Origin of the sequence: Gymnodinialimonas ceratoperidinii (assembly GCF_019297855.1) — a bacterium.
GTDB classification, from domain to species: Bacteria; Pseudomonadota; Alphaproteobacteria; order Rhodobacterales; family Rhodobacteraceae; genus Gymnodinialimonas; species Gymnodinialimonas ceratoperidinii.
On record NZ_CP079194.1, the window covers coordinates 2,969,491 to 2,995,925 of the forward strand.

The 26,435-nt window shown below is 64.2% G+C and carries 29 protein-coding genes and 1 tRNA gene; 14 read left to right on the plus strand and 16 right to left on the minus strand.

The window, feature by feature from the left end:
- Positions 1-79: 79 nt before the first annotated feature.
- Both KYE46_RS14335 and KYE46_RS14340 read right to left on the minus strand, forming a co-directional pair.
- A complete protein-coding gene (locus KYE46_RS14335) occupies positions 80-1,195 on the minus strand; it encodes an extracellular solute-binding protein (RefSeq protein WP_219001430.1) in 1,116 nt (371 codons plus the stop codon).
- Between the two features lie 82 nt (positions 1,196-1,277).
- Positions 1,278-2,375, minus strand: a complete 1,098-nt coding sequence (locus KYE46_RS14340; RefSeq protein ID WP_219001431.1) for an ABC transporter ATP-binding protein — start codon at positions 2,373-2,375, stop codon at positions 1,278-1,280.
- 320 nt (positions 2,376-2,695) lie between these two features.
- Between KYE46_RS14340 and KYE46_RS14345 the strand changes: the two genes are divergently transcribed.
- Positions 2,696-4,474 carry an ABC transporter ATP-binding protein gene (locus KYE46_RS14345; RefSeq protein ID WP_247716848.1) on the plus strand — a complete coding sequence of 593 codons (1,779 nt, stop codon included), beginning with the start codon at positions 2,696-2,698 and terminating at the stop codon, positions 4,472-4,474.
- Positions 4,475-4,496: 22 nt separating this feature from the next.
- Here the strand turns inward: KYE46_RS14345 and KYE46_RS14350 are convergent, their stop codons facing one another.
- Entirely contained in the window at positions 4,497-5,360 is an 864-nt protein-coding gene (locus KYE46_RS14350) for a LysR family transcriptional regulator (RefSeq protein WP_219001433.1), read from the minus strand.
- A gap of 134 nt (positions 5,361-5,494) precedes the next feature.
- Between KYE46_RS14350 and acdA the strand changes: the two genes are divergently transcribed.
- Positions 5,495-6,700: a 3-sulfinopropanoyl-CoA desulfinase gene (acdA, locus tag KYE46_RS14355; RefSeq protein WP_219001434.1), complete on the plus strand. Its 1,206-nt coding sequence runs from the start codon at positions 5,495-5,497 to the stop codon at positions 6,698-6,700.
- Positions 6,701-6,792: 92 nt separating this feature from the next.
- A complete protein-coding gene (locus tag KYE46_RS14360; protein ID WP_219001435.1) occupies positions 6,793-7,860 on the plus strand; it encodes an AI-2E family transporter in 1,068 nt (355 codons plus the stop codon).
- Positions 7,861-7,944: 84 nt separating this feature from the next.
- On the opposite strand, the gene KYE46_RS14365 is transcribed toward KYE46_RS14360, so the two are convergent.
- From KYE46_RS14365 to KYE46_RS14405, 9 genes are all read right to left on the minus strand, one after another.
- Complete coding sequence (locus tag KYE46_RS14365; protein ID WP_219001436.1) at positions 7,945-8,928, minus strand: YihY/virulence factor BrkB family protein; 984 nt, start codon at positions 8,926-8,928, stop codon at positions 7,945-7,947.
- Between the two features lie 80 nt (positions 8,929-9,008).
- The gene (locus tag KYE46_RS14370) at positions 9,009-9,953 is read right to left on the minus strand and encodes a hypothetical protein (RefSeq protein WP_219001437.1); all 945 of its coding nucleotides are present in this window, start codon (positions 9,951-9,953) and stop codon (positions 9,009-9,011) included.
- Positions 9,946-10,350, minus strand: a complete 405-nt coding sequence (locus tag KYE46_RS14375) for a phage holin family protein (protein WP_219001438.1) — start codon at positions 10,348-10,350, stop codon at positions 9,946-9,948. Before KYE46_RS14375 ends, KYE46_RS14370 begins: the two co-directional genes overlap by 8 nt.
- Positions 10,350-10,826, minus strand: coding sequence for a hypothetical protein (locus tag KYE46_RS14380; protein ID WP_219001439.1), 477 nt, complete (start codon positions 10,824-10,826; stop codon positions 10,350-10,352). The genes KYE46_RS14375 and KYE46_RS14380 overlap by 1 nt, the downstream gene beginning before the upstream one ends.
- A gap of 164 nt (positions 10,827-10,990) precedes the next feature.
- Positions 10,991-11,434 carry a DUF2383 domain-containing protein gene (locus tag KYE46_RS14385; protein WP_219001441.1) on the minus strand — a complete coding sequence of 148 codons (444 nt, stop codon included), beginning with the start codon at positions 11,432-11,434 and terminating at the stop codon, positions 10,991-10,993.
- Positions 11,435-11,602: 168 nt separating this feature from the next.
- Positions 11,603-13,093, minus strand: a complete 1,491-nt coding sequence (locus KYE46_RS14390) for a phospholipase D family protein (protein ID WP_219001443.1) — start codon at positions 13,091-13,093, stop codon at positions 11,603-11,605.
- 7 nt (positions 13,094-13,100) lie between these two features.
- Positions 13,101-14,858, minus strand: a complete 1,758-nt coding sequence (locus tag KYE46_RS14395; protein ID WP_219001445.1) for a sensor histidine kinase — start codon at positions 14,856-14,858, stop codon at positions 13,101-13,103.
- 14 nt (positions 14,859-14,872) lie between these two features.
- Complete coding sequence (locus KYE46_RS14400; protein ID WP_219001446.1) at positions 14,873-15,421, minus strand: RNA polymerase sigma factor; 549 nt, start codon at positions 15,419-15,421, stop codon at positions 14,873-14,875.
- Positions 15,411-15,542: a NepR family anti-sigma factor gene (locus tag KYE46_RS14405; RefSeq protein ID WP_346345205.1), complete on the minus strand. Its 132-nt coding sequence runs from the start codon at positions 15,540-15,542 to the stop codon at positions 15,411-15,413. The genes KYE46_RS14400 and KYE46_RS14405 overlap by 11 nt, the downstream gene beginning before the upstream one ends.
- 119 nt (positions 15,543-15,661) lie before the next feature.
- Between KYE46_RS14405 and KYE46_RS14410 the strand changes: the two genes are divergently transcribed.
- Positions 15,662-16,489, plus strand: coding sequence for a response regulator (locus KYE46_RS14410; protein ID WP_219001448.1), 828 nt, complete (start codon positions 15,662-15,664; stop codon positions 16,487-16,489).
- 97 nt (positions 16,490-16,586) lie between these two features.
- Here the strand turns inward: KYE46_RS14410 and KYE46_RS14415 are convergent, their stop codons facing one another.
- Positions 16,587-17,084 (minus strand): Dps family protein, encoded by a 498-nt coding sequence (locus tag KYE46_RS14415; protein ID WP_219001449.1) that lies wholly within the window; start codon positions 17,082-17,084, stop codon positions 16,587-16,589.
- A gap of 124 nt (positions 17,085-17,208) precedes the next feature.
- Here KYE46_RS14415 and KYE46_RS14420 point away from each other — a divergent pair, with 124 nt between their 5' ends.
- Positions 17,209-18,075: a formate/nitrite transporter family protein gene (locus KYE46_RS14420; protein ID WP_219001450.1), complete on the plus strand. Its 867-nt coding sequence runs from the start codon at positions 17,209-17,211 to the stop codon at positions 18,073-18,075.
- 81 nt (positions 18,076-18,156) lie between these two features.
- Positions 18,157-18,372 (plus strand): hypothetical protein, encoded by a 216-nt coding sequence (locus KYE46_RS14425; RefSeq protein ID WP_219001451.1) that lies wholly within the window; start codon positions 18,157-18,159, stop codon positions 18,370-18,372.
- Between the two features lie 76 nt (positions 18,373-18,448).
- Here KYE46_RS14425 and KYE46_RS14430 read toward each other — a convergent pair whose 3' ends face one another.
- A complete protein-coding gene (locus KYE46_RS14430; RefSeq protein WP_219001452.1) occupies positions 18,449-19,177 on the minus strand; it encodes a Crp/Fnr family transcriptional regulator in 729 nt (242 codons plus the stop codon).
- A gap of 69 nt (positions 19,178-19,246) precedes the next feature.
- Here KYE46_RS14430 and KYE46_RS14435 point away from each other — a divergent pair, with 69 nt between their 5' ends.
- From KYE46_RS14435 to cls, 6 genes are all read left to right on the plus strand, one after another.
- Entirely contained in the window at positions 19,247-19,636 is a 390-nt protein-coding gene (locus KYE46_RS14435; RefSeq protein WP_219001454.1) for a hypothetical protein, read from the plus strand.
- Between the two features lie 65 nt (positions 19,637-19,701).
- Positions 19,702-19,869 carry a DUF1328 domain-containing protein gene (locus KYE46_RS14440; protein ID WP_219001456.1) on the plus strand — a complete coding sequence of 56 codons (168 nt, stop codon included), beginning with the start codon at positions 19,702-19,704 and terminating at the stop codon, positions 19,867-19,869.
- Positions 19,870-20,033: 164 nt separating this feature from the next.
- Positions 20,034-20,270, plus strand: coding sequence for a hypothetical protein (locus tag KYE46_RS14445; protein WP_219001458.1), 237 nt, complete (start codon positions 20,034-20,036; stop codon positions 20,268-20,270).
- Positions 20,271-20,312: 42 nt separating this feature from the next.
- Positions 20,313-20,510 (plus strand): CsbD family protein, encoded by a 198-nt coding sequence (locus KYE46_RS14450; protein ID WP_219001460.1) that lies wholly within the window; start codon positions 20,313-20,315, stop codon positions 20,508-20,510.
- A 188-nt stretch (positions 20,511-20,698) separates the two neighbouring features.
- Positions 20,699-21,391 carry an endonuclease/exonuclease/phosphatase family protein gene (locus KYE46_RS14455; protein WP_219001462.1) on the plus strand — a complete coding sequence of 231 codons (693 nt, stop codon included), beginning with the start codon at positions 20,699-20,701 and terminating at the stop codon, positions 21,389-21,391.
- Positions 21,388-22,818: a cardiolipin synthase gene (cls, locus tag KYE46_RS14460; protein ID WP_219001464.1), complete on the plus strand. Its 1,431-nt coding sequence runs from the start codon at positions 21,388-21,390 to the stop codon at positions 22,816-22,818. The genes KYE46_RS14455 and cls overlap by 4 nt, the downstream gene beginning before the upstream one ends.
- A gap of 78 nt (positions 22,819-22,896) precedes the next feature.
- On the opposite strand, the gene KYE46_RS14465 is transcribed toward cls, so the two are convergent.
- Positions 22,897-22,983 (minus strand) — tRNA-Leu (locus tag KYE46_RS14465).
- A 165-nt stretch (positions 22,984-23,148) separates the two neighbouring features.
- The gene (locus KYE46_RS14470; protein WP_219001466.1) at positions 23,149-24,675 is read right to left on the minus strand and encodes a peptidoglycan-binding domain-containing protein; all 1,527 of its coding nucleotides are present in this window, start codon (positions 24,673-24,675) and stop codon (positions 23,149-23,151) included.
- A gap of 268 nt (positions 24,676-24,943) precedes the next feature.
- On the opposite strand from KYE46_RS14470, the gene lipB reads away from it, so the two are divergent.
- On the plus strand, positions 24,944-25,606 hold the full coding sequence (gene lipB, locus KYE46_RS14475) for a lipoyl(octanoyl) transferase LipB (protein ID WP_219001468.1): 663 nt from the start codon (positions 24,944-24,946) through the stop codon (positions 25,604-25,606).
- A 36-nt stretch (positions 25,607-25,642) separates the two neighbouring features.
- A complete protein-coding gene (locus tag KYE46_RS14480; protein ID WP_219001470.1) occupies positions 25,643-26,272 on the plus strand; it encodes an exopolysaccharide biosynthesis protein in 630 nt (209 codons plus the stop codon).
- The last annotated feature ends 163 nt before the right edge of the window (positions 26,273-26,435 follow it).

Below are 26,435 nucleotides of genomic sequence, written 5' to 3' on the forward strand. Positions count from 1 at the left end.
TTTGGTGTGAGCGGGCCACATCGGCGGCCCGCTCGGGTTCTTCGGGTCGGCGGGGATCACCCCGCCGCGCCCTCAAGGCTTATTGAGCCAGCCACGCCTGGAAACGTGCGTCCAGGTCGTCGCGGTAATCGGCCCACCACTCGTAGTTGTAGAGGAACGTCCGCTCGGCGTTGTTGGGATCGGTCGGCATATGCGGCGCCATGTCGATGCCCAGCTCGGCGTGCTGACCCACCAGCGGTGCGGAAGAGGCACGCGCCGGACCGTAGGAGATGTAGGCAGCCTGATCGGCCAGACGCTGGGTGTCGGTCGCGAAGCGAACGAAATCCATCACGCGGGCCAGACGATCTTCCGGCAGACCCTCGGGGATGATCCAGCCGTCGAGGTCGAACACCTGAGCGTCCCAGAGCATCGCGATGGGCTGGTCCTGCTCTTCGATCACCGAGAACAGACGGCCGTTGTAGGTCGAACCCATCACGACTTCGCCGTCGGCCAGAAGCTGCGGCGTGTCGGCACCGGCGGACCACCAGACGGTCTCGTCACGGATGGTTTCGAGCATGTCCAGCGCCTGCTGGATGCCTTCTTCGGTTTCCAGAACGTCGTAGACGTCTTCATCGGCAACACCGGAACAGATCAGCGCCCATTCCATGTTGTTGATCGGGCGACGCTCGAGCGAACGCTGACCGGGGAAGTTTTCCAGATCGAACACGTCGCAGATGTCGTCGGGCGTGTTGCCGTTCCATGCTTCCACGTCGGTGCGGTAACCGAAGGTGGTGGAATAGACGATCTGAGGGATGAAGCAGTCGGAAACGATCAGGTCGCCGAAGTCTTCGGAAGCAGGCGTGCCGTCATCGGCCGGTGCCAGAACTTCGTCGTGGTCGATTTCCATCGCCAGACCTTCGTCGCACAGACGGATGGCGTCGGAGGCCACGACGTCGACGAGATCCCAGGTCACGTTGCCCGCTTCGTTCATCGCGCGCAGACGGGCAACCGCCTCGTTGGAGGATTCATCCCAGATGATTTCCAGGCCCTCGTGCATCTCGGCATAGGGGTCGGAATAGGCGTTGATCTGGCTTTGCTGGTAGGCGCCGCCCCAGGACACGAGGGTCATGGTATTGGCCATGTGGCCGTCGGCCATGGCACCGGTGGCAGCAAGGCTGGCGCCGGTTGTCAGGAGCATAAGGCTCTTGAGATTCATATTGTCTCTCCTTGGTTGAACTTCCGCCGGGCGTTCCCGGCTCTGTTATTGGGTCGCGCCCCCCTTGGGGGACGCAAACCTGTCAGGCATCGAGCGCGCGGCAATCCTGCGGACGCCAGCCGATCTCGATACGCTCCCCCGGTTTCAGTCGGCGCTGATCGGGGGCATTTCTTGTCTTGATGATGAAATCTTCCACCCCCGCAACCCGAAGGCGCGTACGATAGATATCTCCCATGTAGACGAATTCCAGCACTTCGGCCTTCAGCGTATGGGCGCCGGGCGTCAGGCGGCTCGGGTCCATCTCGACCCGTTCGGGGCGGATGGAGACCTGTGTCTTCTCGCCCACGGACGACACGTTCACCGGCAGCGCGTCGATGATCGACCCGTCTTCCAGCGTCACTTCGCACATGTTGTCACCCATCTTGCTGACGGTGCCCTGCAGCGTGTTGTTCTCGCCGATGAACTGGGCGACGAAGCTGTTCTGCGGCTCCTCGTAGAGGGTGTCGGGCGCGGCAAGCTGCTGGATGCGGCCATCGTCGAACACGGCAACCCGGTCCGACATCGTCAGCGCCTCGGTCTGGTCGTGGGTCACATAGACCGTGGTGATGCCTAGCTCGTGGGCTAGGTTGGTGATCTCGAACTGCAGGGTCTCGCGCAATTGCTTGTCGAGCGCGCCGAGCGGCTCGTCCATCAGCACCAGCTCCGGCTCGAACACCAGCGCGCGCGCCAGGGCGATCCGCTGCTGCTGACCGCCCGAAAGCTGCGCCGGACGGCGATTGATGAAATCGACCATCTGCACCATGTCCAGCGCTCGGGTGACCTTGCCCTCCCGCTCGGACTTGGGCATGCCCCGCACTTCCAGCGGGAACGAGAGGTTCTCGCCCACCGTCATATGCGGGAACAACGCGTAGTTCTGGAACACCATCCCGATGCCGCGCTTGTGGGGCGGGATGTTGTTGATCGGCTTGCCGTCGAGGGTGATCTCGCCGTGGGTGGCGGTCTCGAACCCGGCCAGCATCATGAGGCACGTGGTCTTGCCGGAACCCGATGGTCCGAGCATCGTCAGGAATTCGCCCCGACTGATGTGCAGGTTAAGATCTTTCACGACGAGCACTTCGCCGTCGTAGCTCTTCTGAACGCGATCGAACGATACGAACGCTTGCGATCCGTCTGAGGTCAAACCCCACTCCCTGTTGTTACGCCTTGGTGTCACCGGTCAGACGACCGAGCCCTAGCTTGTGGCGTTAGCCTAGACGCAGGGCGGGCTCGGTTTCAACCACTGGGTTTGCAAAAAGGCCAAACCAAGGTCAATTTTCCTGCCACTGGACCGACACCTCGTCTTTTTGCCCAGCTTTTACGCTCAACTCAGGCGAAACGGCCAGTTCTTGTGATGTACGCAGGTTTCGCGTATCGCTGGCGCAGCATCGCGAAAGGCCCCTAGAGGAAAGCGAAAGTGACGCAAATCTCCGCCAAGTTTTCCCGGATTCCCGTGCCATGTCCATGACCCCGCCGACCCCGCGCCGGACGTCGCTGGAGGATGCACCGCGCCCGCGCGATCTCATCCGTCGCCTCTGGCGCGAGCATGTCTACCAATACTGGCCGATCATGGCGTTTGCCGTCGTCTTGATGTCGATCGAGGGCGCGGCCATCGGCGCCTTCGCCTGGATGGTTCAGCCGCTCTTTGACGAGCTGTTTTCAAGCGGCTCCATGGAGGGCGTGGCATGGGTCGCACTGACCGTCGGCGCGTTGTTCACCATCCGCGCCACTTCGGGCTTTTTTCAACGTATTCTGATGGTTGGCGTGGGCCTGAAGGTCGTGACCGGCTTGCAGGTTCGCCTCGTGAAGCACCTGCTGACCCTTGATATGTCGTTCTTTCAGGACAACGCCCCCGGCGCGCTGATCGAGCGTGTGCGCGGCGATACCGGCGCGCTGCAATCGCTCTCGTCGTCGGTTCTCGTCTCGCTTGGCCGCGACACGGTCACAACGATCTCGCTCCTTGCCGTGATGCTCTGGACCGACTGGCAATGGACGTTGTTCGCGCTCACCGGTCTGCCGGTCCTCGTGCTGCCGCTCCTCGCCGTTCAGGCCTTCATCCGTCGCACCGCCGTTGCCGCCCGCCGCGCCGCCGCGCAGCTTTCCACGCGCCTCGACGAGATCTTCCACGGCGTCCAGACGATCAAGCTCAATCGCTTGGAAAAGAGCGAGAGCGGCCGCTACCGCGAAACCATCCGGCAATTCCTGCGCCCCTCGCTCAAGGCGCAGATCGGCGTTGCGGGCAATCCCGCGATGATCGACATCATTGCCGCCGCGGGCTTCGTCGCGGTGCTCTACTTCGGCGGTCAGGACATTATCGCGGGCGAGAAGACCGTGGGTGAGTTCATGTCCTTCTTCACCGCCCTCGGCCTGCTGTTCGAGCCGCTGCGCCGCCTGTCCTCCCTCGCGGGCCGGGTGCAGGCCGCCGGCGCCTCGCTGGAGCGGGTCTACGAGCTGCTTGATTCCGAGCCCACCATCGTCTCCCCCTCCGCCCCGCGCCCCCTGCCCTCGGGCGACATCACCTTCGACAACGTGCATTTCGCCTATGGCGACGCGCCCGTCCTGCGCGGGCTCAGCTTCACCGCGAAGGAGGGCGAGACCACCGCGCTCGTCGGTGCCTCCGGTGCCGGCAAGACCACCGTTTTCGCCGCCCTCACCCGCCTCTTCGATCCGCAATCGGGCCAGATCCGCATCGGTGACGTGGCGGTGAACGAGACGCGGATCGAAACCCTGCGCAACACCATTGCCGTCGTGGGTCAGGAGACAGCGCTTTTCGACGAATCCATTCTCGCCAACATTCGCATGGGCGATCTCGATGCCTCCGACGAGGCCATTGCCGAGGCCGCGCGCAACGCCTCGGTCGACGAGTTCGCCGACACCCTGCCCGACGGGTTGAACAGCCCCGTTGGCCCCCGCGGCTCGAGCCTTTCGGGCGGTCAGCGCCAGCGCGTGGCCATCGCCCGCGCCATGCTCAAGAGCGCCCCAATCCTGCTGCTGGACGAGCCGACCTCCGCCCTCGATGCGCAATCGGAGAAGCTCGTCGGTGCCGCACTCGACAGGCTGGCGCAGGGGCGCACGACGCTGGTGATCGCCCACCGCCTGTCGACGATCCGCGCCGCGCACAAGATCCTTGTCATGGAGGCCGGGCGCGTGATCGAGGAAGGCACCCACGACACGCTTCTGGCTCAGGGCGGCGCCTATGCCCGCCTGCACAAGATGCAGATCAGCGAAGATCCTGACGCCTAGGCCCGACATCTAGGCCCGACGCCTAGTCATTGCCAAACAGCGCCCGCAACGCCGCCTCGCGCGGGGCCAGCGTCCCGTCGCGCAGGATCGCGAGCACGAGGTTCCGCTCCAACCCCGCCGGTGCGGAGATGGTCTCGATCTCAGGCGTCAGGTAGCGCGCCACGTCGGGCACCGGCAGCAGCGTGAACCCAAGCCCCGCGCCGACGCATTCCATGATCGCTTCCAGATCATCCAACACCACCGTCCGCGCCGCCGAGGGGCGCGCCTGATCCTGCATCGCGCGGGCAATCAGCTTGCCGATGCCTGTGCCCGGCATGAAATGGAAAAAGGTCTGCGCCGCCATCAATCCGGCCAGCCCGTCTGACAACAAGCTCTGATGAGCGGCAAAGACGAAGGGCTCCCGGCGCAGCGTCCACGAGGCGAGCTGCGCGGGCAACCCGTCCGCATCGGTCACCACCGCCGCATCGATCTGCCCGTTCACCACCTTCTCCTGCAACACGGCGGAGAGGCCGGTCTCGACCTCGAAGCGCGCCTGCGGCGCGAGGCGGCGCGCCTCCTTCAGGAAGGCCGGCAACAGGCGCACGGCGGCCGTGGTCACGAACCCCAGCTTGAAATGGCCCACCAGCCTGTCACTGGGGCGGCACAGCTCCAGCAGCCGGTCCTCCCGCGCCAGAAGCGGCCCGGCCTCGGCCACCACCGATGCGCCCAGCGGTGTCAGTCGGGGCGGACGGTGCGCCCGGTCGAAGAGCGTCACGCCAAGCTCTGCCTCTAATGCCTTCATCTGCATTGACAGTGCCGAGAGGGTGATCCCCAATTGCTCGGCCGATTGCGCGAAAGATCCGACCTTGGCGATCTTCACCAGCGTTCTCAGGGCGCGGGTTTGCATATCTTCAGCTTTCCTGAAGTCAAAATGAAATCTTATTCGATAGCCATGAACTACAGGGCCGCTATGATCCGCGCAACGCTTCCGTGATCGACACGGCCCCGCGCCGTGCTCCGCTGCCCGAAGAAAGACCCGCCATGCCCCATCCTCTCGTCCAGACCGCCCGCGAACTTGCCCCGCTCTTTGCCTCCCGTGCCGCCCATTGGGACAGCACGCGCAGCTATTGCTGGAGCAACATCGAGGCACTGGCCGACGCGGGCATCATGGGCATGTCGATCCCCAAGGATCTGGGCGGTGAAGGCGCCAGCTTTCTCGACGTCGCGATGGTGGTGGAGGAAATCGCCCGCGTCTGCACCCTCACCGCGCGGGTGGTGGTCGAGGCCAACATGGGCGGCATCAGCGCCGTGATGGCCTATGGCACGCCCGAGCAGAAGGCCTTCTGCGCGCCCATCGTGCGCGCCGGCGACAAACCCGCGATCTGCATCACCGAGCCCGAGGCCGGCAGCGCCGCCACCCAGATGCAGACCACCGCGCGCAAGCAGGGCAACAGCTACGTGCTCAACGGTCGCAAGCATTGGATCACCGGGGGCGGCGTCTCGAAGCTGCACCTGATCTTCGCGCAGGTTCTGGATGAAGCCGGCACGCCGCAGGGCATCGGCGGCTTCATCGTTCATGCCGACAGCCAGAGCGGCGATGTGCCCGAGGGCTTCGCCGTCGTCGGGCGCGAGCACACCATGGGCCTCTGCGGCATGCCCGAGGCCGAGTTGCGTTTCGACAACCTCGTCGTCGATCAGAAGTGGCTCCTCACCCCGCCCTCCGGCCTGAAACGCGGCTTTGCGGACCTGATGACAGCCTATAACTCGCAGCGCGTGGGCGCGGGCACGATCGCGCTTGGCGTCGCGGCAGGCGCGCTGGACCATGCGATCCGCTACATGGGCGAGCGCGAGCAATTCGGCCGTCCCATCGCCGAGTTTCAGGGCTTGCAGTGGATGGTCGCGGACATGGACACCCAAATCCACGCCGCGCGGCACCTGCTGCATGCCGCCGCCCAGTCCGGCGATGCGTTCCCGGACATGACAATGGCCGCCCGCGCCAAGCTCTTCGCGTCGGAGGCCGCGATCAAGGTGGTCAACGACGCGCTGCAGATGTTCGGCGCGCGGGGCTACAGCAGCCGCGAACCGCTGGAGCGGATGTACCGCGACGTGCGCATGTTCACCATCGGCGGCGGCACCGCCCAGATTTTGCGCACGCAGGTGGCGGGCTCTGTCCTCGGCATCCGCGTGCCGCAAACCCGCGACGGATATGTCGTGTCTGACGCCGAAAGCCGCCACGCCGCAGAGTAGCCGCGCCGGGCCGCGTTCGCGCCCTGGATGACCCGTATACAAGTAATCGCCAACGGCCCGGAACAAACGCCACCAAGGTGCGTTGGCAAGCTATGGAAAAAACGGTCACGTCGGCGCGCGCCACAGCGGTTGCCAGCATCATCATTGTTGTCATCCTTCTGGCGGTCGTGCTGGATCATGCACAGGTGCTCATCGCTCCGGTGCTGACCGCCATCGTCCTGGGCCTCGTCCTCGCCCCCTTCGTGGATTTCGTGGAACGCCGAGGCATTCCCAACAGCGCCGCGGCGCTTCTGATCCTCGCCTTCTTCCTCTTCTTCGCTGGCGCGATCTTCTATTTCGCCGAGCCCATCGTGAACCGTGCCATCAGCAACGGCCCGATGATCTGGGCCGAGTTACGCTCCTCCGTGGAGGGTCTGCGCAACACCGTCGAAGATGTGCAGCAGATACAGGAGACGATGAACGAAGCGCTGACCGACGGTGAAGCCGCCGAGGGCGCCGCCCCGGCAGAGGCCGAGAACGAAGCCGTGATGCGCATTCCCAGCATCTTTGACGTGCTCTCCTACGGCCCCGCGATCCTCGGCGGTATCCTGATCTTCGTCGGCACGCTCTACTTCTTCCTGACCACCCGCCGCGACGTCTACGCGCGCACCTGCCGCCTGATCCCCTCTTTGACCGAGACCCTCCTGATCGAGGCCGAGGCCCGCGTGTCGCGCTACTTCCTCGCGATCACCATGATCAACGCGGGCTTCGGCGCCGCCGTCATGGTCGCGATGTCCGCGCTCGGCGTGCCGCAACCGATCATGTGGGGGCTCGCGACCTTCCTGCTGAACTTCATGCTCTACCTCGGGCCGGGCCTGATCACGGTGGCGCTGCTGGTCGTCGGTATCGTGACCTTCGATGGCTTCTGGGCGGTCATGCCCGCCCTCGCCTTCATCTCCCTGAACATGGTGGAATCGCAGTTCGTCACCCCCACCTTCGTCGGCCGCCACATGGCGCTCAACCCGCTGATGGTGTTCCTGTCGCTGGTGTTCTGGCTCTGGCTCTGGGGGCCGATCGGCGGCCTCGTGGCGATCCCCATCGTGGTCTGGATCCGCTACATCGTGTCGGACGGCAAGGATGACGAGATCCCGATCCCTGCCCCGCTCCCCCCCGAAGATTAAGCAACGCCCCGGCCCATCCACAGGCCGGGGTTTTTCCTTGCGTGGCACGAGACCGTTATCGCCGCAACACGGCCCCCGCGCGCGTCAGTCCGGGTCGCGCTCTCCGGCGACGCAATTGTCCGCCTTCACCGCGCCGCGCTGCCCCATCGGCAGGTCTTCCCCCACGGTGCTGTCCCGCGCGGTCTGCGCCTCCATCTCCGCGTCGATGGTGGCGCCCAGCAGGATCGAGAAGGCGCTCAGCCACAACCACATCAGGAGCACGATCACGCCGGCCAGCGTGCCGAACGTGTCGCTATAGGCGCCGAAGGCCTGCACGTACCACGCGAAGCCCAGCGTCGCCGTGACCCAGAGCAGCACGGCCAGCAGGCTACCGGGCGCGATCCAGCGCCACTTGGCATAGCGGCGCGACGGGCCGAAGCGGTAGACGATGGTGAAGGCCATCGACGCGATCAGGATCAGCAATGGCCAGCGCAGCACCAGGGTGAGGTCCGAGAGCGTCTGCGAGATGAAGATGAAATCCACCACCAGCGGCAGCACGGCCAGCGCCGCAATTGCGAAGAGGCCGACGAACAGCATGAAGACCGTCAGCGCCAGCACCTCCAGTTGCAGGACGAAAAAGCCCCGTTTTTCAACCTCTTCATAGGCGACGTTCAACCCCGCGATCAGGTTCGCCATGCCCTTGCTGGCCGAATAGATCGCCACCACCAGCGCGATCAGCGCCGCGATGCTCAACGCGTCGCCATCGGCCGAGGTCAGCTCCACGATCTGCCCTTGGACGATCTCTCGCGCCGCATCGGGCAGCGCGGTCAGGAAGGTGTCGAACTGGGTGACGATCTGCGCCGGATCCACGAAGACACCGCCCAGCGCCACGAGGGCGGCCAGTGCGGGGAACAGCGCCAGCATGCCGTAGAAGGCAATGCCCGCCGACAGCAGGCTCAGCTGATCCTTCACCACCCGTTTGACCACGCGCAGCAGGATGTCGATGTAGCCCTTCCCGGGGATCGCGGCGGGATGGCTGGCATCTTCCCCGCGCGAGGGGGCAGGATTGATGACATCGCTCGAGGGCATCGGCACAGCTCCCATACAGAAAGGCCCCCATCCAACATGGGGATGAGGGCCTTATCAACAGTAATCAGAACTTAAAGCGTTCAGGACGCCAGGTTCGGCTGCGACGTGGTGCCGGAGCTGGTGCCCGTGGTGGACGATCCGGTCGACTTCGACGCCGACTTGGTGCCGGTCTCACTGTCATCGGACGACAGCGATTCCTTCACGCGCTTCTGGCCTTCTGCCACCATGTCTTCGGCGGTGGACTGCAGCTTGGCCTTCTCTTCGCGGAACAGGCGCTCGGCTTCGTCGAACAGGCGGTCGCGCTGTGCACCGATGGTGCGGTCCTCGACCTGAGTGCGCGGCAGCATCATCGCCAGCGCAGCACCGGCTGCAACGGCGAGGGCACCGACCAGCAGCGGATTTTCCTGCATCGTGTGACGTGCAGCGGCAGCGGCCCGTGCGGCTTCCTGCTCGGCGCGGGAGTGGACCGAAATCGCGGTCTCACGTGCCTTGCGGATGCGATCCTTGGCGCCATCGGGCAGGCCGTCGAGGCCATCTTCGATCCGCGAGCGCAGGCTCTCGGAGGTTTCGTACAGGCGCTCCTTGGCTTTCCCCATGCGGGAATTGCCGGTGTTCGTGCTTGTATCGGTCATGGAGTAGTCTCCTTCTGGATAGAATACGTTGTCCTCGCCGTGCAGGGCACGGTCGGCGGCGGCGACGCGTTCGTCGAAGCCCGCCATCGAGGGTGTGTCTCGTCTGAAACCACCAACGGGATCGCTGGAGGTCCGATCATAATCGACGCGGGGGCCGGTGTTGTTCGTGGCCGCCTTGAAGGCCAGCCATGCCAGACCACCCGCCGTCACGACGAAGGGTCCGGGGTTCCGGCGCGCCGTGGTTGCGGCGCTGCTGCCCAGATCGCTGAGCACCGACGTCGCCTTGGCCACGATGCGGTCCGGCGAAAACTGTGCCTCAAGCGCGGCAATCTGCGCTTGCAGGACGTCACGCTCGGCCTGAAGTTCGGCTTCGATTTCTCTGGTGCTAGGCATTGATACTCTCCTTTACGGCGGCGACATCACGCTTCACGTTGGAGATGCTGCGGTCGGGCATCAGACGCTCGGGCTTGAGGTCATTCTTGCCCTTCATCGCGAGGATGATCGCGATCAGAACCAGAACGCCACCAACGGCGAGCGCGGCCCAGTAAACCGGCCAACCGGCCAGGGAAACCAGCGCGGCCACGGCTGCGCCGGCGAAGGCGAACAGCGCCACGAGACCCAGCAGGGCCGCACCGACCAACATGCCGATGCCTGCACCTGCGCGGGACAGGTTCTCGCCGACTTCGGCCTTGGCCAAGGCGGCTTCCTTGCGCAGGATCCGCCCGATCTGGTTGACGATTTCCGTCAACAGATGGGCAGACGCGCTAATATTGGTCTGAGGCGCGGACATCAGGAGTACCCCCAACCCCGGCTGCCGCGGTCGACGTCATGGGGCTGACCCACAGGCACACCTGCATAGTCAACGTGGTCCGGGTGGACGGCGGGCAATGCCGTACGCTCGGACGCCTTCATGGCGCGGGCAGCGATGAAACCAAGCGCGGCGGCACCGCCGAGGAACATCAGCGGATTGCGGCGCGCGAACTGCGTCACGTCTTGCTGAAGGTTGGCCATGTCCATGTCGCGCACCGCGTTGGCGGCTTGGGCAAGGTTGTCGCCGAGGTACTTCACTGCGTCCGAGGCCAGAGCATTGTCCTCGAAAGCCTTGCTGGCTTCGCGGAAATTGTCGGCCTGCTCGGACACGCGTGCAGCGACGTCTTCCTTCGCGGCTTCCGCCTTGACGGCGGCTTGCGCCTTGGCCGTCTGTGCGACGTCATCGACGGTGTCTTTCGCCTTCTTGGCGATGTCTGATTGTGTCGAACGTGTCATTGTCGAACTCCTTATGTGTATCTCGGCAAACTGCGCGGGACTTCTGGGTTGTGCGTAGGCAAGAACCCTCCAAGCAGTTCCGGGATACCCCGGCCTGCGTCGCGTCTTAGCTGCCTACCGTCTTGCGTGTTTGGGTAACGGCTGTGTGTTCGAAAGGTTCCTTGTCAGAGCTTCAAAACTGCGATTTGCGCGCGCAGTGCCGTTTGCTGTGAATTCAGCAGCACATGGATGGGCGTTCCCTCCGTCGTGGCGGCGATCGAAGCGTCATAGCTGTCGACCAGGGCCTGCTCTCCATCGATGATCTGGGGCAGCGCCGAGAGGTCCAGTTTCCCGATCCAGCCGCGCACGGCGGCCATCGCCTGATAGATCTTGCCCATGGGAGAGCCGGCCTCTGCCGGCTCGCCGCCCATGCTCGCCAGATGCGCCTTGAGCGCGCCCAGATGGGTCGCATGCATCGTGTAGAGCCGCTGGACGATGGGTTTGAGGTCCTCATCGGCCCGCCCCGCCATCACGACGTAGCCATCGCAGACATCGGCCACATCAGTGGCGATGCGGGCCACGGCGTCGCTCGCCTCGGCGGTATGTTTGAGGTCGGATGTCACAGCCATCATTGCATTCCCTTACGTTACAGAGGGAACGTCACGCGACAGGGCAAGGTTCCATCGCCGCGCGCCCGAGATGGGCGGCGCTGCGATGCGCTGCCGAGGTGCGTGATGGCGTGCTGATGGGGCTGGACTTGAGGCGGCCCGACCGGGCGCTCTGGCCCGGACAGCAGTTCAGACCATTTCGTCCGGAATGAAAGGCACCGGACGCGCCAGCTGCAACTGGTCGCTGTGATCGAAGGGCAGCAGGAAATGGCTCCGTTCCTGCGGCGCGGCGGCCGCATTCTCGGCCAGAAGCGCGTTGAGATGTGCCACAACCTCCACCGGCGAGGCGTTCAGATCCGGCACATCGTCGCGCAGCCAATGGCGCAGGGCGCGGTCCCAGAGAGGTTCGACCATCTCGCGCTCGGTCAGGTGCAGCCCGACCTCGGTGTCCCACTTGAAGCTGCGCCCGTTGAGGTTCGCCGAGGAGATGATCGCCTCGTCCGGACCGAACAGCGACAGCTTGGAATGCACGTAGATCAGCGGCGCGCCATGGATCACCGCCGTCTCCGGCACCTCCACCGCCTGACGCGGCTGCGCGGGCGCGGCCAATGCCAGACGCTCGCCCAGACCCTTGGTCAGGATCCCCAGCGCCTTCACCTGCATCTGCGCGGCCTTCATGGCATCCTCGCGGTCGTTGCCGTTGAACGCCCGGTCCTCCGGCGCGGCGGGGATGACGAGGATGCAGGCGAAGTTCTCGTTCTGGTTGGCGGCATCCACCAGCGCCTGCGCCAGCGGCGCGTGGCGGAAAAACTGCGTCTCGAGGTAGACCAGCCCCTTGGCCCGCGCCACGGCGGCAAGGTGCATTTCCTCCAGCTCGGTCACCAATGAACGGGGCGAGATATAGGTCAGGTCCTGCTGGCGCCGGCACGACATCGTGCGCAGGAAACCGGGGGCCTGCGGCACCGGATCGGCTTCGCCCGCCGTGACCGCCCGGAAGCTCTTGAGATGCGCGACAGCCGCAGCCACCACGGGGCCACGGGCCACGGCCTGGATATCCTGCCAGGTCTGCTCGGCGGATTGATCGTGGTCCCAGGTGTCGTAGCGCCGCTCGTTCAGGTCGAGCCCGCCCACGTAGACGACTTCCTCGTCGATCACGGCGATCTTCTGGTGATGGGTCGCGGGCCGCAGCGGCAGGTCGTCGGACGGCTCCAGCCCGTGCAGGCCCGGCGTCAGCGGATCGGGCTCCCGCGCCTCCAGCTCGGCCGCCACCATCCCCTTCAACGCCCGCCGCGGCAGGTACCCCACCCGCGCGGGATGCATCGCGATCCGGAACGTCAGGCAGGCATTGCCCGACAGCTCATCGAGAGCCGCGAGCTGCCGCGCCGTGCGCCACGACCGGCGATGTTCGTCCGTCGCCACGATCGGGTCGAAGTCGCTGACCGTCAGATCGATCGCAACGCCGCGGTTGAGCACATGCAGCAACAGGTCGAACCACGTCTCCCCGATCTCGCGCCCCTCCGCGCTGCGCAGGGGCGTGGCGGTGTCGAAGACCCTGAAGCAGCCGATGATGTTGCGTTTCGCTCCAAGACACAGCTTCTCGAACGCCGGAAATGCCTCACTGGCGGAAAAATAAACGTCCAGATCGGTGATCGGACGTTCAGCTTTGTCTGTGGTTGTCATTATCATGTTACCCGGTTTGCGCGACGCCGGCGGTTTCATCCGCCTCTTCGCCCGCTGTTTCATCCTCTTCCAACGGGAATGCCGTGAAAGAAGTTTCAAACCGGTACATATCTTTTTCCGTCGTTACGTCACTCTCGCCGCCCAGTTGCGCGACGAAGGCCTCTACCAGACGCGCGCCCAAGCCGGTGCCATCGCCGCCGACATGGTCGGTCAGCGGCATGCCGAGCGTGTTCTCGACCCGCAGCGTCACCAACCGATCAGCGCCGGCGATCAGCCGTACCGTCAGATGCGGCATGCCGTTCTCGGGCCGGCCGATGTATTTCAACGCATTGGTCACCGTCTCGTTGGCCAGAAGCGCCAGTGGCACCGCCTGATCGGGATCAAGGTCCAACGGGTCGAGGATCATCTCCGTCGTGACATCCGCCCCCTGCGGCACGCCCACGTTGAACGCCGCCTGAACCACTTCACCCAGCAGCTTGTCGGCGCGCACATGGACCATCGACTGGTCGGTATAAAGCGCCTTGTGGATAGTCGAGAGGCTCATCACACGGTCCTGCACACGGCGCAGCACGCGCTTGGCGCTATCGTCCGAGACGTTGCGCATCTGCATGTTCAGGATCGAGGCGATCAGCTGCAGGTTGTTCTTCACCCGGTGATGCACTTCGCGCAGCAACAGCTCTTTCTCTTCGAGGTTGCCCTCCATCTCGTCACGGTCCGCGACCATGCGGTCGATCATGCCGTTGTAGGTATCGGCAATCTGCAAAAACTCGGCCGGCGGATCTTCGAGGTTCGCGACCCCTGCGCCGGGGTTGTCGAAGGTGAAAGCAGCCATGCGGCGGCGGATCACGCGCAGGTGCCGCAGCACCAACCGGTTCAGTGCAAGATAGCCGACGATAAAGGCGGTGGCCCACATCAGGATGGGGAACAGCGGCGTGAAGGCGCCAAGGATCGAGACCGAGTAATTCTGGACCTCGCCGTCCCAAAGGCCCAGCACGTAGACGCGGTTCTCGATCAGCGGAACCAGTGCGGCAAGGCGCTGCACGCCCTCGTCGTCGAGCACGTTGAAGGTGATGCCGCGCGGGTTCATGCCCAGCGCTTCCGGCGTGATGCTCAGGGTCTCGAAGACGCCGATGTCAGTGATGCCCGTGCCCGCGGACAGGACCTGTCCCGTCTCGTCGATCAGCGCCAGTTGCACGTCTTCGACCTGCGCGGCCAGCAAGGTGTCCGTCAGACTGTGGGGCAGCGCCACCGATGCCGCCCCCAGCAGATCCATGGAGATCGGGTCGAAGGCCGGCACCGTTGCCACGATCACCGATTGCTCTCCGTTGTCCTCGCCCAACTCGACCGTGATCACCGGACGCGGGCGCTCCGCAAAGTCCTGCCATTCCGCTTCGGTCCAGTTCACGCCCTCGTTCCCCTCCGAGGAACAGGCAAGCTCGCCCTCGGCGTCGGTGAAGCTGGCATAGACATAGGCCTGCGCGCGTTCCACGAACCGCGCCATGATCGCGTCGCATTGCGCGCTGTCGGACCCGACCACCGCCGCACTGGCCCCCAACGCCGAGGCCGCGCCATCGGCACGGCGCAGCAGCGCGCTCTCCGCGCTCGCGGCCTGGGCCGTCCGCGCGAGAATATCGTGCTGCTCAAGCGCACGGGCATCGCGCACCACGGCAGAGGTCTGCACGACGGCGATGAAACCAAGCGGTAGGATGGATAAACTGAGGAACAGCGCCAGCCGCGCTTGCAGCGACGTGACGCGACTCCACAAACGGGCTCTTCTACTCATGCTGCGGCGGGTCCGGACACCACCGCTACAGTTGCGGCGTCCGTCAGCTCCAACTTGTCGTTTTCATCGAGGTCGAGCATTTCGCTCAGACGCTTGCGCGCCCGGTTGACCCGGCTCTTGATCGTGCCAACGGCACAGTCGCACATGTCCGCGGCCTCTTCGTACGAGAACCCGGAGGCCCCGACGAGAAGCAGCGATTCACGCTGTTCGGCAGGCAGCTGCTTGAACGCGACGGCAAAGTCCTTCAACGCCAGACGACCGTCATGAGCCGGCTTCTCCGACAGACGTTCGGCCATATCCCCGTCCACGTCTTCCACTTCGCGCTTTTGTTTGCGATGAGAAGAGTAGAACGTGTTACGCAGGATGGTGAACAACCATGCCCGCATATTCGTCCCCGGTTGGAACTTGTCGATGTTAGACCACGCCTTCACCACGGTGTCCTGCACGAGATCATCGGCCGCAGCAGTGCTGCGGGTCAGGGATCTTGCAAATGCACGGAGGGAAGTCAGATGGTCAACGATCTCATCACGTGGATCAGTTGCCATTGGAGACAGCACCTTCCTTAGCCTTGAGCTGAGCAATCAGGTTCATGAACCGATCAGGCAGTTCGTCTTTCATCGCATCGTTGTAGACTCGTTTCAGGTTCTCATCGATCTGCTGTTCCACTTTGCTTTTACTGCTACTCGAATCCATGGTTCACCGGTGTCAAAATAAAAGTTGTCTTGGGTGGGAACCATTAAGCACCGAAAAGGTTCCCAATAAAATACACATGAGAGGAAATAAGCATGGCATCCACTGAAGACTCGCAAGATTTGAGCACGGAACTTGTCTCCGAACTGCCATTTTTGCGCCGTTACGCCCGGGCGTTGACCGGCGCGCAGGATAGTGGAGACCGCTACGCCATGGCCACGCTGGAAACCATCGTGACAGACCCCACGACGGTGGCGGAGGATGCCTCCACCAAGGTCGGTCTGTTCCGTGTGTTCCATGGCATCTGGTCCAGCTCCGGCGCACCTACCGCCGAGGACACGGACGACAGCAGCCCCTTGGAACTAAGGGCACAGTGGCGTCTGTCTCAACTTACTGCCAACACCCGAGAGGCGCTTTTGTTGCACTCGGTCGAAGGATTTTCCTTCGAGGCGCTGGCCCGCATCATGAACGTGGAACAGAGCGAGGCGGAAGAGCTCGTCGGCCGTGCCCGTGCCGAGATGGGTGACATGGTCACCGGCGATATTCTCATCATCGAGGACGAGGGCATCATCGCGATGGACCTCAAGTCGATCGTGTCGGATATGGGACACAAGGTCACGGATATCGCCCGGACCCGCGACGATGCCATTGCCAAGGGAAAAGCCAAGGTTCCGGACCTCATCCTCGCCGACATCCAGCTGGCCGACAAATCGTCGGGCATCGACGCGGTCAACGCGCTGCTGAAGGAACTGGGCGACCGCCCCGTGATCTTCATCACCGCCTTCCCCGAGCGTCTGCTGACCGGCGAGCGTCCCGAACCCGCCTTCCTGATCACCAAGCCCTACTCCGAGGATCAGGTCCGCGCGGCCGTCAGCCAGGCGATGTTCTTCGCCTCGTCCGAGCACATCGAAATCGCGGTCTGATTGATCACCCGAGGCTCCGGCCTCCGCCAGCAACAGCAAAAGCCCCGGCCAATGGACCGGGGCTTTTTCGTGTCTTGGCTGTCTGTCTCAGCCCGCGTCAGTTCGCGATGATCGAACGCAGCATCCATGCGGCCTGCTCGTGGAAGGCGCTCCGCGCGGTCGCGAGGTCTTCGGTCACCGGGTCTTTCTGACCGCCGGACAGTTCCACCAGCGCGTGCAGGCGGTGGGCCAGTTTCTCGTGATCCTTGGCAAGGTCTTCGATCATGCCACCGGCCGAAGGCACCTCGTCGAGGTCCTCCACGCGCGAGCGTGCGATGATGTCATCGAACCGCGTCGGTGCCAGTTCACCCAGCGCCCGGATCCGCTCGGCCAGCTCGTCGGCGGCAGAGAACATGTTCTCGTACTGCTCTTCGGTCAGCTTGTGGATCGAGTAAAACGCCGGACCCGTCACGTTCCAGTGGTAGGCGTGGGTCTTGAACGTCAGGCGGTAGGTGTCGGCCAGCACGTCGGCAAGGCCCGTCGCCACGGCGGCGGTGTCGCGCACGCCGGTATCAACGTCATCTTCGCTCGGCACGATTTTCAATGTGTCGGTCATGGGAGGTCTCCTCTGAGGTCAGTGGGTTCGGGAAGAGAACGGCCAATCCCTCGGGTTGTTCCGCATTTTTTTATGGAACCAGATCCCCGCCACCGCGTTTCCCTGCGAACTCAAGGAAGTACACATGCGCGAAGAGATGGCCGTTCGTAAGGCAACCCGCCTTAGCTCGAAACTGATCTACGAGGTCATCCGACGTGATGGAGAGGAAGAGCTGGAGCGCCCCACCCGCTCGCTCGTCTGGTCCGGCGTGGCCGCGGGCGTGTTGATCTCCTTCTCGGTGCTGGCCGAGGCGATCTTCCGCACCTACCTCCCCGATGCGCCCTGGACCTTCCTGCTCGAAAACCTCGGCTATTCCGTGGGCTTCCTGCTGGTGATCCTCGGCCGGATGCAGCTGTTCACCGAGAACACCATCTCCACCATCCTGCCCCTCGTCGCCGAACGCTCCTGCCGGGGCGTTCTCTCCGTCGTGCGCCTGTGGAGCATCGTGCTCACCGCCAACGTGGTCGGCGCCCTCCTTGCCGCGGCCTTCATGACGCAGACCTCGGGGATCTCGCCCGAGGTGCTTGAGAGCATCAACGAGCTCTCGCGCCACGCCACAGGCTTCAGCGCCTCCGAAGGCTTCATGCGGGCGGTGCCCGCGGGCGTTCTCGTGGCCTCCATCGTCTGGATGATGCCGAGCCAGAACGGCGGCGAAGTCATCCTCGTGGTGATCTTCACGTGGCTCATCGCGGCGGGCGATTTCACCCATATCATCGCGGGCTCCGTGGAAATGTGGGTCCTTGTCGTCCAGAACGAGCTTGATGCCACCCCCGCGATCCTTGGCTTCTTCCTGCCCGTGCTGGCTGGCAACGTCGTAGGCGGAACCATGGTCTTCGCGCTTCTGGCCTGGGGTCAGGTGAAGGACGAGGTCGACGCGCCCGACGAGGATGAGGCGGAAGACCGCGCCCGGAGCCGCAATGCGCAACGCGCCGCGCAACCCGGCCAGGCCTAAGCCAGAGCCACCCCGACAACGCGGGCGGGAACTTTCGCCCTGCCCCGCGCGTTTAGCCCTCAACCGATGAGGAGAATACCTATGTCCGCACCCAACACGAATACCGAACGCCAGGCACGCCGGCACAAGCCCGCCCTTTGGGGCATCATCATTGCCATCGTCGCGGCGGGTCTGTTCATTCTCTGGGCGCTCCTCAACGACGGCACGCCGCTGGATGAGCAGGCCGCCGGCGCCCCGCCCGCCGCAACCGAGACCGGCACCGCGGCCGAGGTCGAGACGCCTGAAGAGACGAACTGACCAACATTCCCGCACGATTTCCTAAAAGCCTCGCCCACCCCGGCGGGGCTTTTTCACGTCCCCACAGCGCGGACCCTCAGATCAGCGGGCGTCGGTTGGGCGAGCCGACAGGCAACAGGGACCGATCTTTCATGCGGTCAGGATGATGCAGGACCATCACGCCATCCCCCAGCGACAGGTCGCCCTGTTCGCGCAGCTTCATCAAGGTCTTGTTGGTATGCACCAGCGACAGGCCCAAGGCGTCGGCCAGATCCTGTTGCCGGAACGGAAACGGGTAGCGATCCCTGTCGTTGATCCCCAGATCCGAGCAGCGCGTGGCATAGCGCATCAAGCCCCAACACATCCGCTGCATCGCGTTCATCTGGCCGATCGAGGTCAACGCCTCGCCCATGAAATGCTCTTCCATCGCCGCCAGCCAGGTCAGATCGTAGGCCCGCGTCGGTTGCAGTTTGAAAAAATTCCACAAATCCGTGCGGTTGAAGACGCATAAAACCATGGCCGAGGTCGCTTCCACGGAGTGTTTCATCTCTCCCATGACGCCGGCCTGAAGGCCCAGGAAACTGCCGGGAAAAACGAAGTTCACAACCTGCCTGCGGCCATTGGGAAGCAGCTTGTAGCGAAGCCCCAAACCGCTGAGAACACTGAATAATTGCGGGCTGTTGGACCCTTCCATCAACACTGTCGCACCAGCGTCGACCTTCAGCTCGCCGATCTTGAAGCGGCGCATAAATTCAACTTCTTCGTCGGACAGCGGCTCGAAAACGTCCCGCTTCCTCAAGGGACAATGCCCGCAATCGATTACCATTGTATTTCCCTGTCCCTGATGTGTCCTAGTTTAATGCAGGATCGTTTTCGATGCTGCAAAAAAGTGATTATGAACAAAACGCTTCCTTCTTCCTGTGTGCCGGGCACGGAACCCTGCACGGCTGCGCATCTTCCATGCCTCGTGGTTCACTCGAACCTTCTGGTGATCGAGGATCTGCGCGACATTCTCACTCAAGCGGGCGCGGGTGACATCCGCTCCTGCACCCATGTGTCGAAAGCGCCCGACACGCCGATGCGCCTCGTGATCGCCTCGGTGAAGTCCGACGTTCTTCAAAGCGCGCCGCAGTTCGCGACGTGGAAGGCCAGCGGCACGCCGGTCGTGGTTCTGGACTCGGGGCAGGACCCCGGACTGGCCAGACACGAGTGGATCTACAGGCAGAGCGCGCCGTTCCGGAGCGAGGAGTTGAGCGCGCTGCTGCACGGGCTGGAGATTTTCTAGGTCCGAAAAGGAACCTTTTTTGTTAACGGGGGGTTATCCCAGCGTAACTTAAAAGGAGACTAACCATGCTTCGCTGGGCCGTAATTTTCTTGGTCGTCGCTCTGATCGCCGCTCTCTTCGGGTTCGGCGGAATTGCTGGCGCCTCTGCTGGTATCGCACAGATCCTGTTCTTCATCTTCATCGCGCTCTTCGTGATCTCGCTGGTGGTGAATGCCGTGAACGGGCGCTCGTAGCGCCGACCGGACACAGATACCCGAAAAAGGGTGGTCGGCCTGACCTCGTGGCTGACCACCCTTTTTTGTTTGAAATCGTAAGATACTGAAAATTAATGGAATTTTTGTCGGAACCGAATCGTCGATCCAGCGGTTCACCAGACAGATGTATAGGAGACTACAAAATGAAAACCGGAACAATTCTTGCTATCGCCATCGCTGCCATCGTGCTTGTTGCAGGCATCTACATGATCGACATCGACCAGACGGAAGAGGCCGCGCTGCCTGAAGTCACCGTCGATGGCGGCAACCTGCCCGAGTTCGACGCCGAAGTTGGCGAAGTCGAGATCACCGAAGAGACGGTCACCGTCCCCGGCCTCGAAATCACAGCACCCGACGACGCCGAAGTCGCCTCCAACTAAGGCGGCGGACTTCTCTACCCACCCTGGATTAGGAGATCCGATATGAACCGCGACCAAATCGAAGGCAAATGGACCGAGATCAAGGGCAAACTCCGTGAATCGTATGGCGACTTGACCGACGACGATCTGGAAGAAGCCAAGGGTGATCGCCAGCAGATGGAGGGTGTCCTCCAGCAGAAGACCGGCAACACCAAGGAAGAAGTCCGCGATACCGTGGACAAGATCCTCGGCAAGTTCTGAGCCTAGGCTCGATCAACCAAGGGCGATCCCGGGAAACCGGGGTCGCCTTTTTCATTCTCACGGATCGCATTTTTGGAAAATCGTGTGATATGAGTGACTTAAAGACATGTGCAAGCTTGCGCACCCCCTCCTCCGGCCCCCGGCCACGCCCACTGGCAATGGCCGCCTTGCTCCTGCAATAATCCCCCATGCGCATCGCCAGCTACAACATCCGCAAAGCCGTCGGCCTCGACTGGAGAAGAGACCCCGAGCGCATCGCCGACGTCCTCGCCGAGATCGACGCCGACCTCGTCGTGCTTCAGGAATGCGACAAGCGGGTCGGCACCCGCGCGGGCGTCCTCGACCTCGATTACCTTGAGAAGGAACTGGGCTACGAGCTCGCCGATGTCTCGATCCGGCCCGACAGCCACGGCTGGCACGGCAACGCGATCCTCTACCGCGAGCCCTCCCAGTTTCGCCGCGCCACCCGCGTCGTCCTCCCCTCCCTCGAACCCCGCGGCGCTGTCTCGCTCCAGCTCGAGACGCCCGCCCTCGAAGTCGTCGGTGTCCACCTCGGCCTCGATCCCCGTACAAGGCGCCTGCAACTGGAGGCCCTGGGCGATTACCTGCAGAACCTGACCCACCCCGTCGTCGTCGCCGGCGATTTCAACATGTGGCGCGCCAAGGATGCGATGCAGACGGCCCTGAACACCGATTGCCAGATCATCCTGCCCGGCAAGAGCTATCACAGCGCGCGTCCCAACGCCGCGTTCGACAGGTTCATCCTCAGCAACCTCCCCGAACCGCGCCGCGCCTATGTCCATCGGTCGTCGCTCGCCCGCCGCGCCTCCGATCACCTGCCCATCGTCGTGGACCTCAACCTCCCCGAGCCTGCGGCATGAACTACCTCATCTACCTCCACACCGCGGTGGTCATTGCCTTCTCGGTGCGGATCCTGCTCCGCGATGATCTCCTCCCCACCGCTCGGCTGGCGTGGTTCATCGTGCTGGTGATCCTGCCGGGCTTCGGCAGCGTCATCTACTTTCTCTTCGGCGAGGCCGATCTTGGGAAGAAGGGCAAGTCCAAGGCCCGCAAGATGCAGGAGAAGATCAGGACCATCGGCGGCCGCCATCTGGGCGATGCCGAGGCGCTGCCGACCCTGATCCACAAGGATTACCAACCGCTCTTTCGCTATGCCGCCTCGATGAACGGGTTCCAGCCCGTCCCCGGCAACACCGCGCGGCTGATGGCCGACCCGGACGACACGCTGCGCCACATGATCGCGGACATTGACGCCGCGACTGACCACGTCCACGCGCTCTATTACATCTGGCTCGAAGACCACACCGGCACCGCGCTGGCCGAGGCGCTGATCCGCGCCGCAAAGCGCGGCGTGACCTGTCGCGCGATGACCGACGGGCTCGGCTCCCGAGGCCTCGTCGGCTCCGCGCTCTGGACCGCGATGGAGGAGGCGGGCGTCCAACTCGCCGTGGCCTTCCCGCTGCACCGCCCGTTTCATACGCTGCTCACCAGCCGGATCGACCTGCGCAACCACCGCAAGATCACCGTGATCGACGGCCGCGTCACCTATTGCGGCAGCCGGAACTCCGCGGATCCGGAGTTTCGTCCCAAACGGAGATATGGCCCCTGGGTCGATATCATGGTGCGGTTTGAGGGGCCGATCGTGGCGCAGAATCAGCTCCTTTTCGCGAGCGACTGGGTCGCGGCCACGGGCGACGATGTGGAGAGCTTCCCTCTGATCGCGGAGCCGCGCCCCGGCGGTTTTCCCGCGCAGGTGTTTGCCGATGGCCCGACCGAGCGCAAGGGCGGCACGCCGCAGCTCTTCTCCCTCGCCCTTGCCACGGCGCGCGAGAGCGTGACGATCTCGACGCCCTATTTCGTGCCCGATGCGACGCTGGTGGAGGCCCTCTGCGCCGCCGCGCACCGCGGCACCCGCGTGACGCTGATCTTTCCGCGCCGCAACGACAGCCTGATCGTGGCAGCCGCAAGCCGCAGCTACTACCGCCGCCTGCTCGAGGCAGGCTGCGCCCTTCACGAATTCACCGGCGGGCTCTTGCACGCGAAGACGCTGACCGTGGACGAGGAGATCACGATGATCGGCTCCTCCAACCTCGACATGCGCAGCTTCGACCTGAATTACGAGAACAACATCCTGCTGCAAGACAGCGCCCTGACCGAGCGCGTTCACGAAAGGCAGCGCGACTACATCGCCGGCTCGCACCAGATCGACCTCTTCGAGGTCCTGCAATGGCCCTATTACAAGCGGATCTGGCAGAACGTCATCGCCACCATCGGACCGGTGCTCTGAGAGGCGGCTCACGAGCGACTTACCACGACTCGTGTCGCCGAGGGCCTAAGGGGCAGAAAATCGGATTCTGGAGAGAGATGGTGCGCTCGGCGAGACTCGAACTCGCACGGGTGTTACCCCACAGCGACCTCAACGCTGCGCGTCTACCAATTCCGCCACGAGCGCACGTGATCAGGTAGTGCGCGGTCTGTAGCCGCTCGGATCGGCATTGTGAAGGGGGTGCGAGGGCCTGAGAGAGGTTTTTTTGTCGCTGCCCGCCCGGCAGGGAGGCTCGCGCGAAAACGGCGGGCCCGGGTGGCCCGCCGTCTGTGCTTGGTTCGCGTGCAAAAGTTACTGGTTGACCTGGAAGGTTGGCAGAACCGACTGAGGCGCAAAGACGATCTCCGGCTCCACCTCGACGTTGCCTGACGGTGTGCCGTTGACGGGCGTGGGCGTCGGGACCGTGATCGGGGCGGGCGTCGGAGCCTGCACGGTGACGGGCGCGGGGGTCGGCGCCGGAGCGGGCTGCGGCGTGATGTTGAAGGAGGGGACCTGCACGACGCTTGCTGCCGCGGGGACCGGGACAGGGGCGCCGCCGATGCTCATCGCAACGGCCTGACGGATCAGCGGAAGACGTCCGGCATCGGTGGGGCTGAAGACGGCAGGCGCGCCCGCCTCGACCGCGTCCAGCGATGTGGCGAACCACGATTGCGCCAGCGCCTCATCCGATTCGACGCCGAAACCCTCACGCAGGTGGTGGCCGATCAACTCTCCGTAGGCCGGCTCGTTCGTGGCGACCAGCATCAGCGCCGCGCCCAGCGCCATCTCCATGTCGTCGACGCCATATCCAACGCCGAGGCAGACGCGGGCGGTTCCGGCCAGCTCGGCCTGGGGCATCCCGGTCGCGCGGGCAAAGCCTTCGGCCGAGGCCATGGCCTGAAGCGGGGTCAGGGAGGTGAGCAGCGTCGTCTGCGGCGCGACGGCGGCCGAGAAGCCTTCGCATTGCTCGGTGATGTCGGCAAAGCTGAGCCCGGTGATCGCCTGGGTCAGGTCGTGGCCTTGGTTAACCGCGCTGGCGCGGGCCGTGCAGAACTGCTCTGACAGTGCGAAACCGGGGTTGGACAGGTTGCCAAGGGTCATCATGCCGCCGTTGGCCTGCCCCTGCAGCGCCACGGCATCGCAGCGCGCCGACAGGGCGGGGGTGGCGGCCGCATTGGCAAACAGGTTCGGGACCGGCGCGCCCGGCTGCGCGGAGACCGTGGTGACAGGGGTCTCGGTACCGGAGGCGACGACAGTAGTGGCGGCCGGGTTCACGATGACGGTGGTGCTGTTCGGAGCGCCTGCCGGGGTCACGGTGTCGCCGGCCAGCACGCGCTCATAGGCCAGAAGGAGGGGCTGCTCGCTCAGACCCGTTTGCGCGGCGCCACCGTTGGTGGCCCATCGGTAGGCGTTGATCAGGTGCAGCGCCTGATCCTCGGGGAAGGAGCGGCCGTTGACGGGGTAGCCCTGGAAAGTCTGAAACCGCTCGACCGCGCTGCGGGTTGCGGGGCCGACTTGACCATCGACGAAGCCTGCGTCGAAGCCGAAATAGTTCAGCGCCGTCTGGACCTGACGGCCTGCCTCGGTTGCCGGGATCGCGGGGCGCGTCGGACGTGGCGCGCGCGGTTGTGTCTGGCGCGGCGGCTGTGCGGTGGGCGGCGGTGCGACGGGTTGCGGCTGTACGACGCGCGGGGGCTGCGGCTGCGTTGCCGCGCCGATGGCCACGCCGATCGCGCCGCCCAGAAGCAGGCCGCCGATGATCTCGCGGGCGTCTTGAGCCTGTGCCGGCGCCGAAGCAATCGGGGTGAGCGCGATGGCCGCGACAAGGGAAGATGTCATCAAATACTTGGCAAACATAACAAAAAACTCCGCAGACCTGAAAATTGTGTCTCTCTCGGGGATCAATATACCCCATGGGAGGCCGATTCTCTCAGGCGGGAATCCCCTACCCCTCCTTTGGCGACGCCTCCGACGGAGCGATTGCACGTGCGATTTTGCGGCCCGCTCGAGCCCCGGAATGCTGCGAGGGGGTGACAATCCGGGCCGCCGGCGCGATATCAAGACCCTGATGCGCCGTGCCTGACGCACGGATGATGAAAGACGTTTCATGGTTGAATGGATCACCTCGGACGCCCCGGTGCCCTACCCGCTTGCGGTGGAGCGGATGGAGGCGCGCGCCAACGCGATCGCGCGGGGCGAGGCGGGTGAGGCCGTCTGGCTGCTGGAACATCCGCCCCTCTACACCGCCGGCACCTCGGCCCGGATCGAGGACCTCAAGGATCCCGACCGCTTCCCGGTCTACGAGACCCGGCGCGGCGGGCAGTATACGTACCACGGCCCCGGCCAGCGGGTGGCCTACGTCATGCTCGATCTCAACCAGCGCGGCCGGGACGTGCGCGCCTATGTGCAGAAGCTGGAGGCTTGGGTGATCGCGGCGCTGGACGAGTTCAACATCCGGGGTGCGGTGCGCGAGGGGCGTGTCGGTGTCTGGATCGAGCGGCCCGAGAAGCCGCCCCTGCCCGACGGCAGCCCGCGCGAGGACAAGATCGCCGCCATCGGTGTGCGGCTGCGCAAATGGGTCAGCTTCCACGGCATCTCGATCAACGTGGAGCCGGACCTGAGCCATTTCGACGGCATCGTTCCTTGCGGCATTTCCGGCCATGGCGTCACCAGCCTTGTCGATCTGGGGCTGCCGGTGACGATCACCGATCTGGACCTCGCTCTGAAGCGGCAGTTCGTGAATGTTTTTCAGGACCAACCCGCGGACTGAGGGGAACAAACCCGGCGCCGGGCTTGTTTCCCAGATATGACAGTGCACGCATCAAATTCCACGGAAGACGCGGCGCCGTCCGCCTCCGATCCCGAGCCGATCCTCTCGAACCTCGCCGATGACGTGGCAGAGGCCGCGAAGGAAGAGGATGGACAGGTCGACAAGATGGTGCAGAGCGCCGGGGCGAGCGGCCTGCTACCGATCATGACGCTTCTGGGATTGTTGCTGGTCTCGCCGCTGTCCGGCATCCCGCTGTTCTCCACATCGATGGGCCTGATGATCGCACTCTGCGCCGCGCAGACGGCGATGGGCCGCGACAAGCTGTGGCTGCCCGATTTCCTGAGACGGCGGAAGGTGAAGCCCGGGCGTGTCGTCTCGGCGATGGACCGGGTCCATAGCGTGGCGGAGTGGCTGGAGGCCCGCGCGACCTCGAGATTGACATGGCTGAGCGAGCCGCCCTCGCGCCTCGTTTTCCTATGCGTTGCAGCCCTTTACGGGGTGCTGATGCCGCTGATGGAGTTCATTCCCTTCACCTCCAGCTTCCTTGGCGCGGCGGTCCTTCTGACCGGCTTGGGCCTGCTCTTGCGGGACGGCATCTTGTTGCTTCTCTCGATCCTGCCCGCGCTGATCGCGGTCGGCCTGATCTTCGGGCTGGTGGTTCTCTGACAGAGGCGGCCCGAGGGCACGGCACGGGCCGCTCTCACCCGCCCGATCGCGCTTATTCGCAAGGCAGAGCCGCGCTGCCCTGCGCCAATTTTACCCACCACAAAATCGCGCCCGCGCGAGATGTCGCGTTGCCCAATCCCGGTGTGCGGCCTAAACCCTCTTT

Excerpts from the sequence above, each read along its gene's own strand:
- KYE46_RS14470 (WP_219001466.1), bottom strand. The coding sequence starts at position 24,675 with ATGACATCTTCCCTTGTCGCGGCCATCGCGCTCACCCCGATTGCTTCG.
- KYE46_RS14385 (WP_219001441.1), bottom strand. The coding sequence starts at position 11,434 with ATGGCTGTGACATCCGACCTCAAACATACCGCCGAGGCGAGCGACGCC.
- KYE46_RS14350 (WP_219001433.1), bottom strand. The coding sequence starts at position 5,360 with ATGCAAACCCGCGCCCTGAGAACGCTGGTGAAGATCGCCAAGGTCGGA.
- KYE46_RS14420 (WP_219001450.1), top strand. The coding sequence starts at position 17,209 with ATGCGCGAAGAGATGGCCGTTCGTAAGGCAACCCGCCTTAGCTCGAAA.
- KYE46_RS14365 (WP_219001436.1), bottom strand. The coding sequence starts at position 8,928 with ATGCCCTCGAGCGATGTCATCAATCCTGCCCCCTCGCGCGGGGAAGAT.
- KYE46_RS14430 (WP_219001452.1), bottom strand. The coding sequence starts at position 19,177 with ATGGTAATCGATTGCGGGCATTGTCCCTTGAGGAAGCGGGACGTTTTC.
- KYE46_RS14455 (WP_219001462.1), top strand. The coding sequence starts at position 20,699 with ATGCGCATCGCCAGCTACAACATCCGCAAAGCCGTCGGCCTCGACTGG.
- KYE46_RS14375 (WP_219001438.1), bottom strand. The coding sequence starts at position 10,350 with ATGTCCGCGCCTCAGACCAATATTAGCGCGTCTGCCCATCTGTTGACG.
- KYE46_RS14345 (WP_247716848.1), top strand. The coding sequence starts at position 2,696 with ATGACCCCGCCGACCCCGCGCCGGACGTCGCTGGAGGATGCACCGCGC.
- KYE46_RS14410 (WP_219001448.1), top strand. The coding sequence starts at position 15,662 with ATGGCATCCACTGAAGACTCGCAAGATTTGAGCACGGAACTTGTCTCC.
- KYE46_RS14380 (WP_219001439.1), bottom strand. The coding sequence starts at position 10,826 with ATGACACGTTCGACACAATCAGACATCGCCAAGAAGGCGAAAGACACC.
- KYE46_RS14360 (WP_219001435.1), top strand. The coding sequence starts at position 6,793 with ATGGAAAAAACGGTCACGTCGGCGCGCGCCACAGCGGTTGCCAGCATC.
- cls (WP_219001464.1), top strand. The coding sequence starts at position 21,388 with ATGAACTACCTCATCTACCTCCACACCGCGGTGGTCATTGCCTTCTCG.
- KYE46_RS14425 (WP_219001451.1), top strand. The coding sequence starts at position 18,157 with ATGTCCGCACCCAACACGAATACCGAACGCCAGGCACGCCGGCACAAG.
- KYE46_RS14335 (WP_219001430.1), bottom strand. The coding sequence starts at position 1,195 with ATGAATCTCAAGAGCCTTATGCTCCTGACAACCGGCGCCAGCCTTGCT.
- KYE46_RS14370 (WP_219001437.1), bottom strand. The coding sequence starts at position 9,953 with ATGCCTAGCACCAGAGAAATCGAAGCCGAACTTCAGGCCGAGCGTGAC.
- KYE46_RS14390 (WP_219001443.1), bottom strand. The coding sequence starts at position 13,093 with ATGACAACCACAGACAAAGCTGAACGTCCGATCACCGATCTGGACGTT.
- KYE46_RS14435 (WP_219001454.1), top strand. The coding sequence starts at position 19,247 with ATGAACAAAACGCTTCCTTCTTCCTGTGTGCCGGGCACGGAACCCTGC.
- KYE46_RS14440 (WP_219001456.1), top strand. The coding sequence starts at position 19,702 with ATGCTTCGCTGGGCCGTAATTTTCTTGGTCGTCGCTCTGATCGCCGCT.
- acdA (WP_219001434.1), top strand. The coding sequence starts at position 5,495 with ATGCCCCATCCTCTCGTCCAGACCGCCCGCGAACTTGCCCCGCTCTTT.
- KYE46_RS14415 (WP_219001449.1), bottom strand. The coding sequence starts at position 17,084 with ATGACCGACACATTGAAAATCGTGCCGAGCGAAGATGACGTTGATACC.
- KYE46_RS14450 (WP_219001460.1), top strand. The coding sequence starts at position 20,313 with ATGAACCGCGACCAAATCGAAGGCAAATGGACCGAGATCAAGGGCAAA.
- KYE46_RS14400 (WP_219001446.1), bottom strand. The coding sequence starts at position 15,421 with ATGGCAACTGATCCACGTGATGAGATCGTTGACCATCTGACTTCCCTC.
- KYE46_RS14445 (WP_219001458.1), top strand. The coding sequence starts at position 20,034 with ATGAAAACCGGAACAATTCTTGCTATCGCCATCGCTGCCATCGTGCTT.
- KYE46_RS14480 (WP_219001470.1), top strand. The coding sequence starts at position 25,643 with ATGACAGTGCACGCATCAAATTCCACGGAAGACGCGGCGCCGTCCGCC.
- lipB (WP_219001468.1), top strand. The coding sequence starts at position 24,944 with ATGGTTGAATGGATCACCTCGGACGCCCCGGTGCCCTACCCGCTTGCG.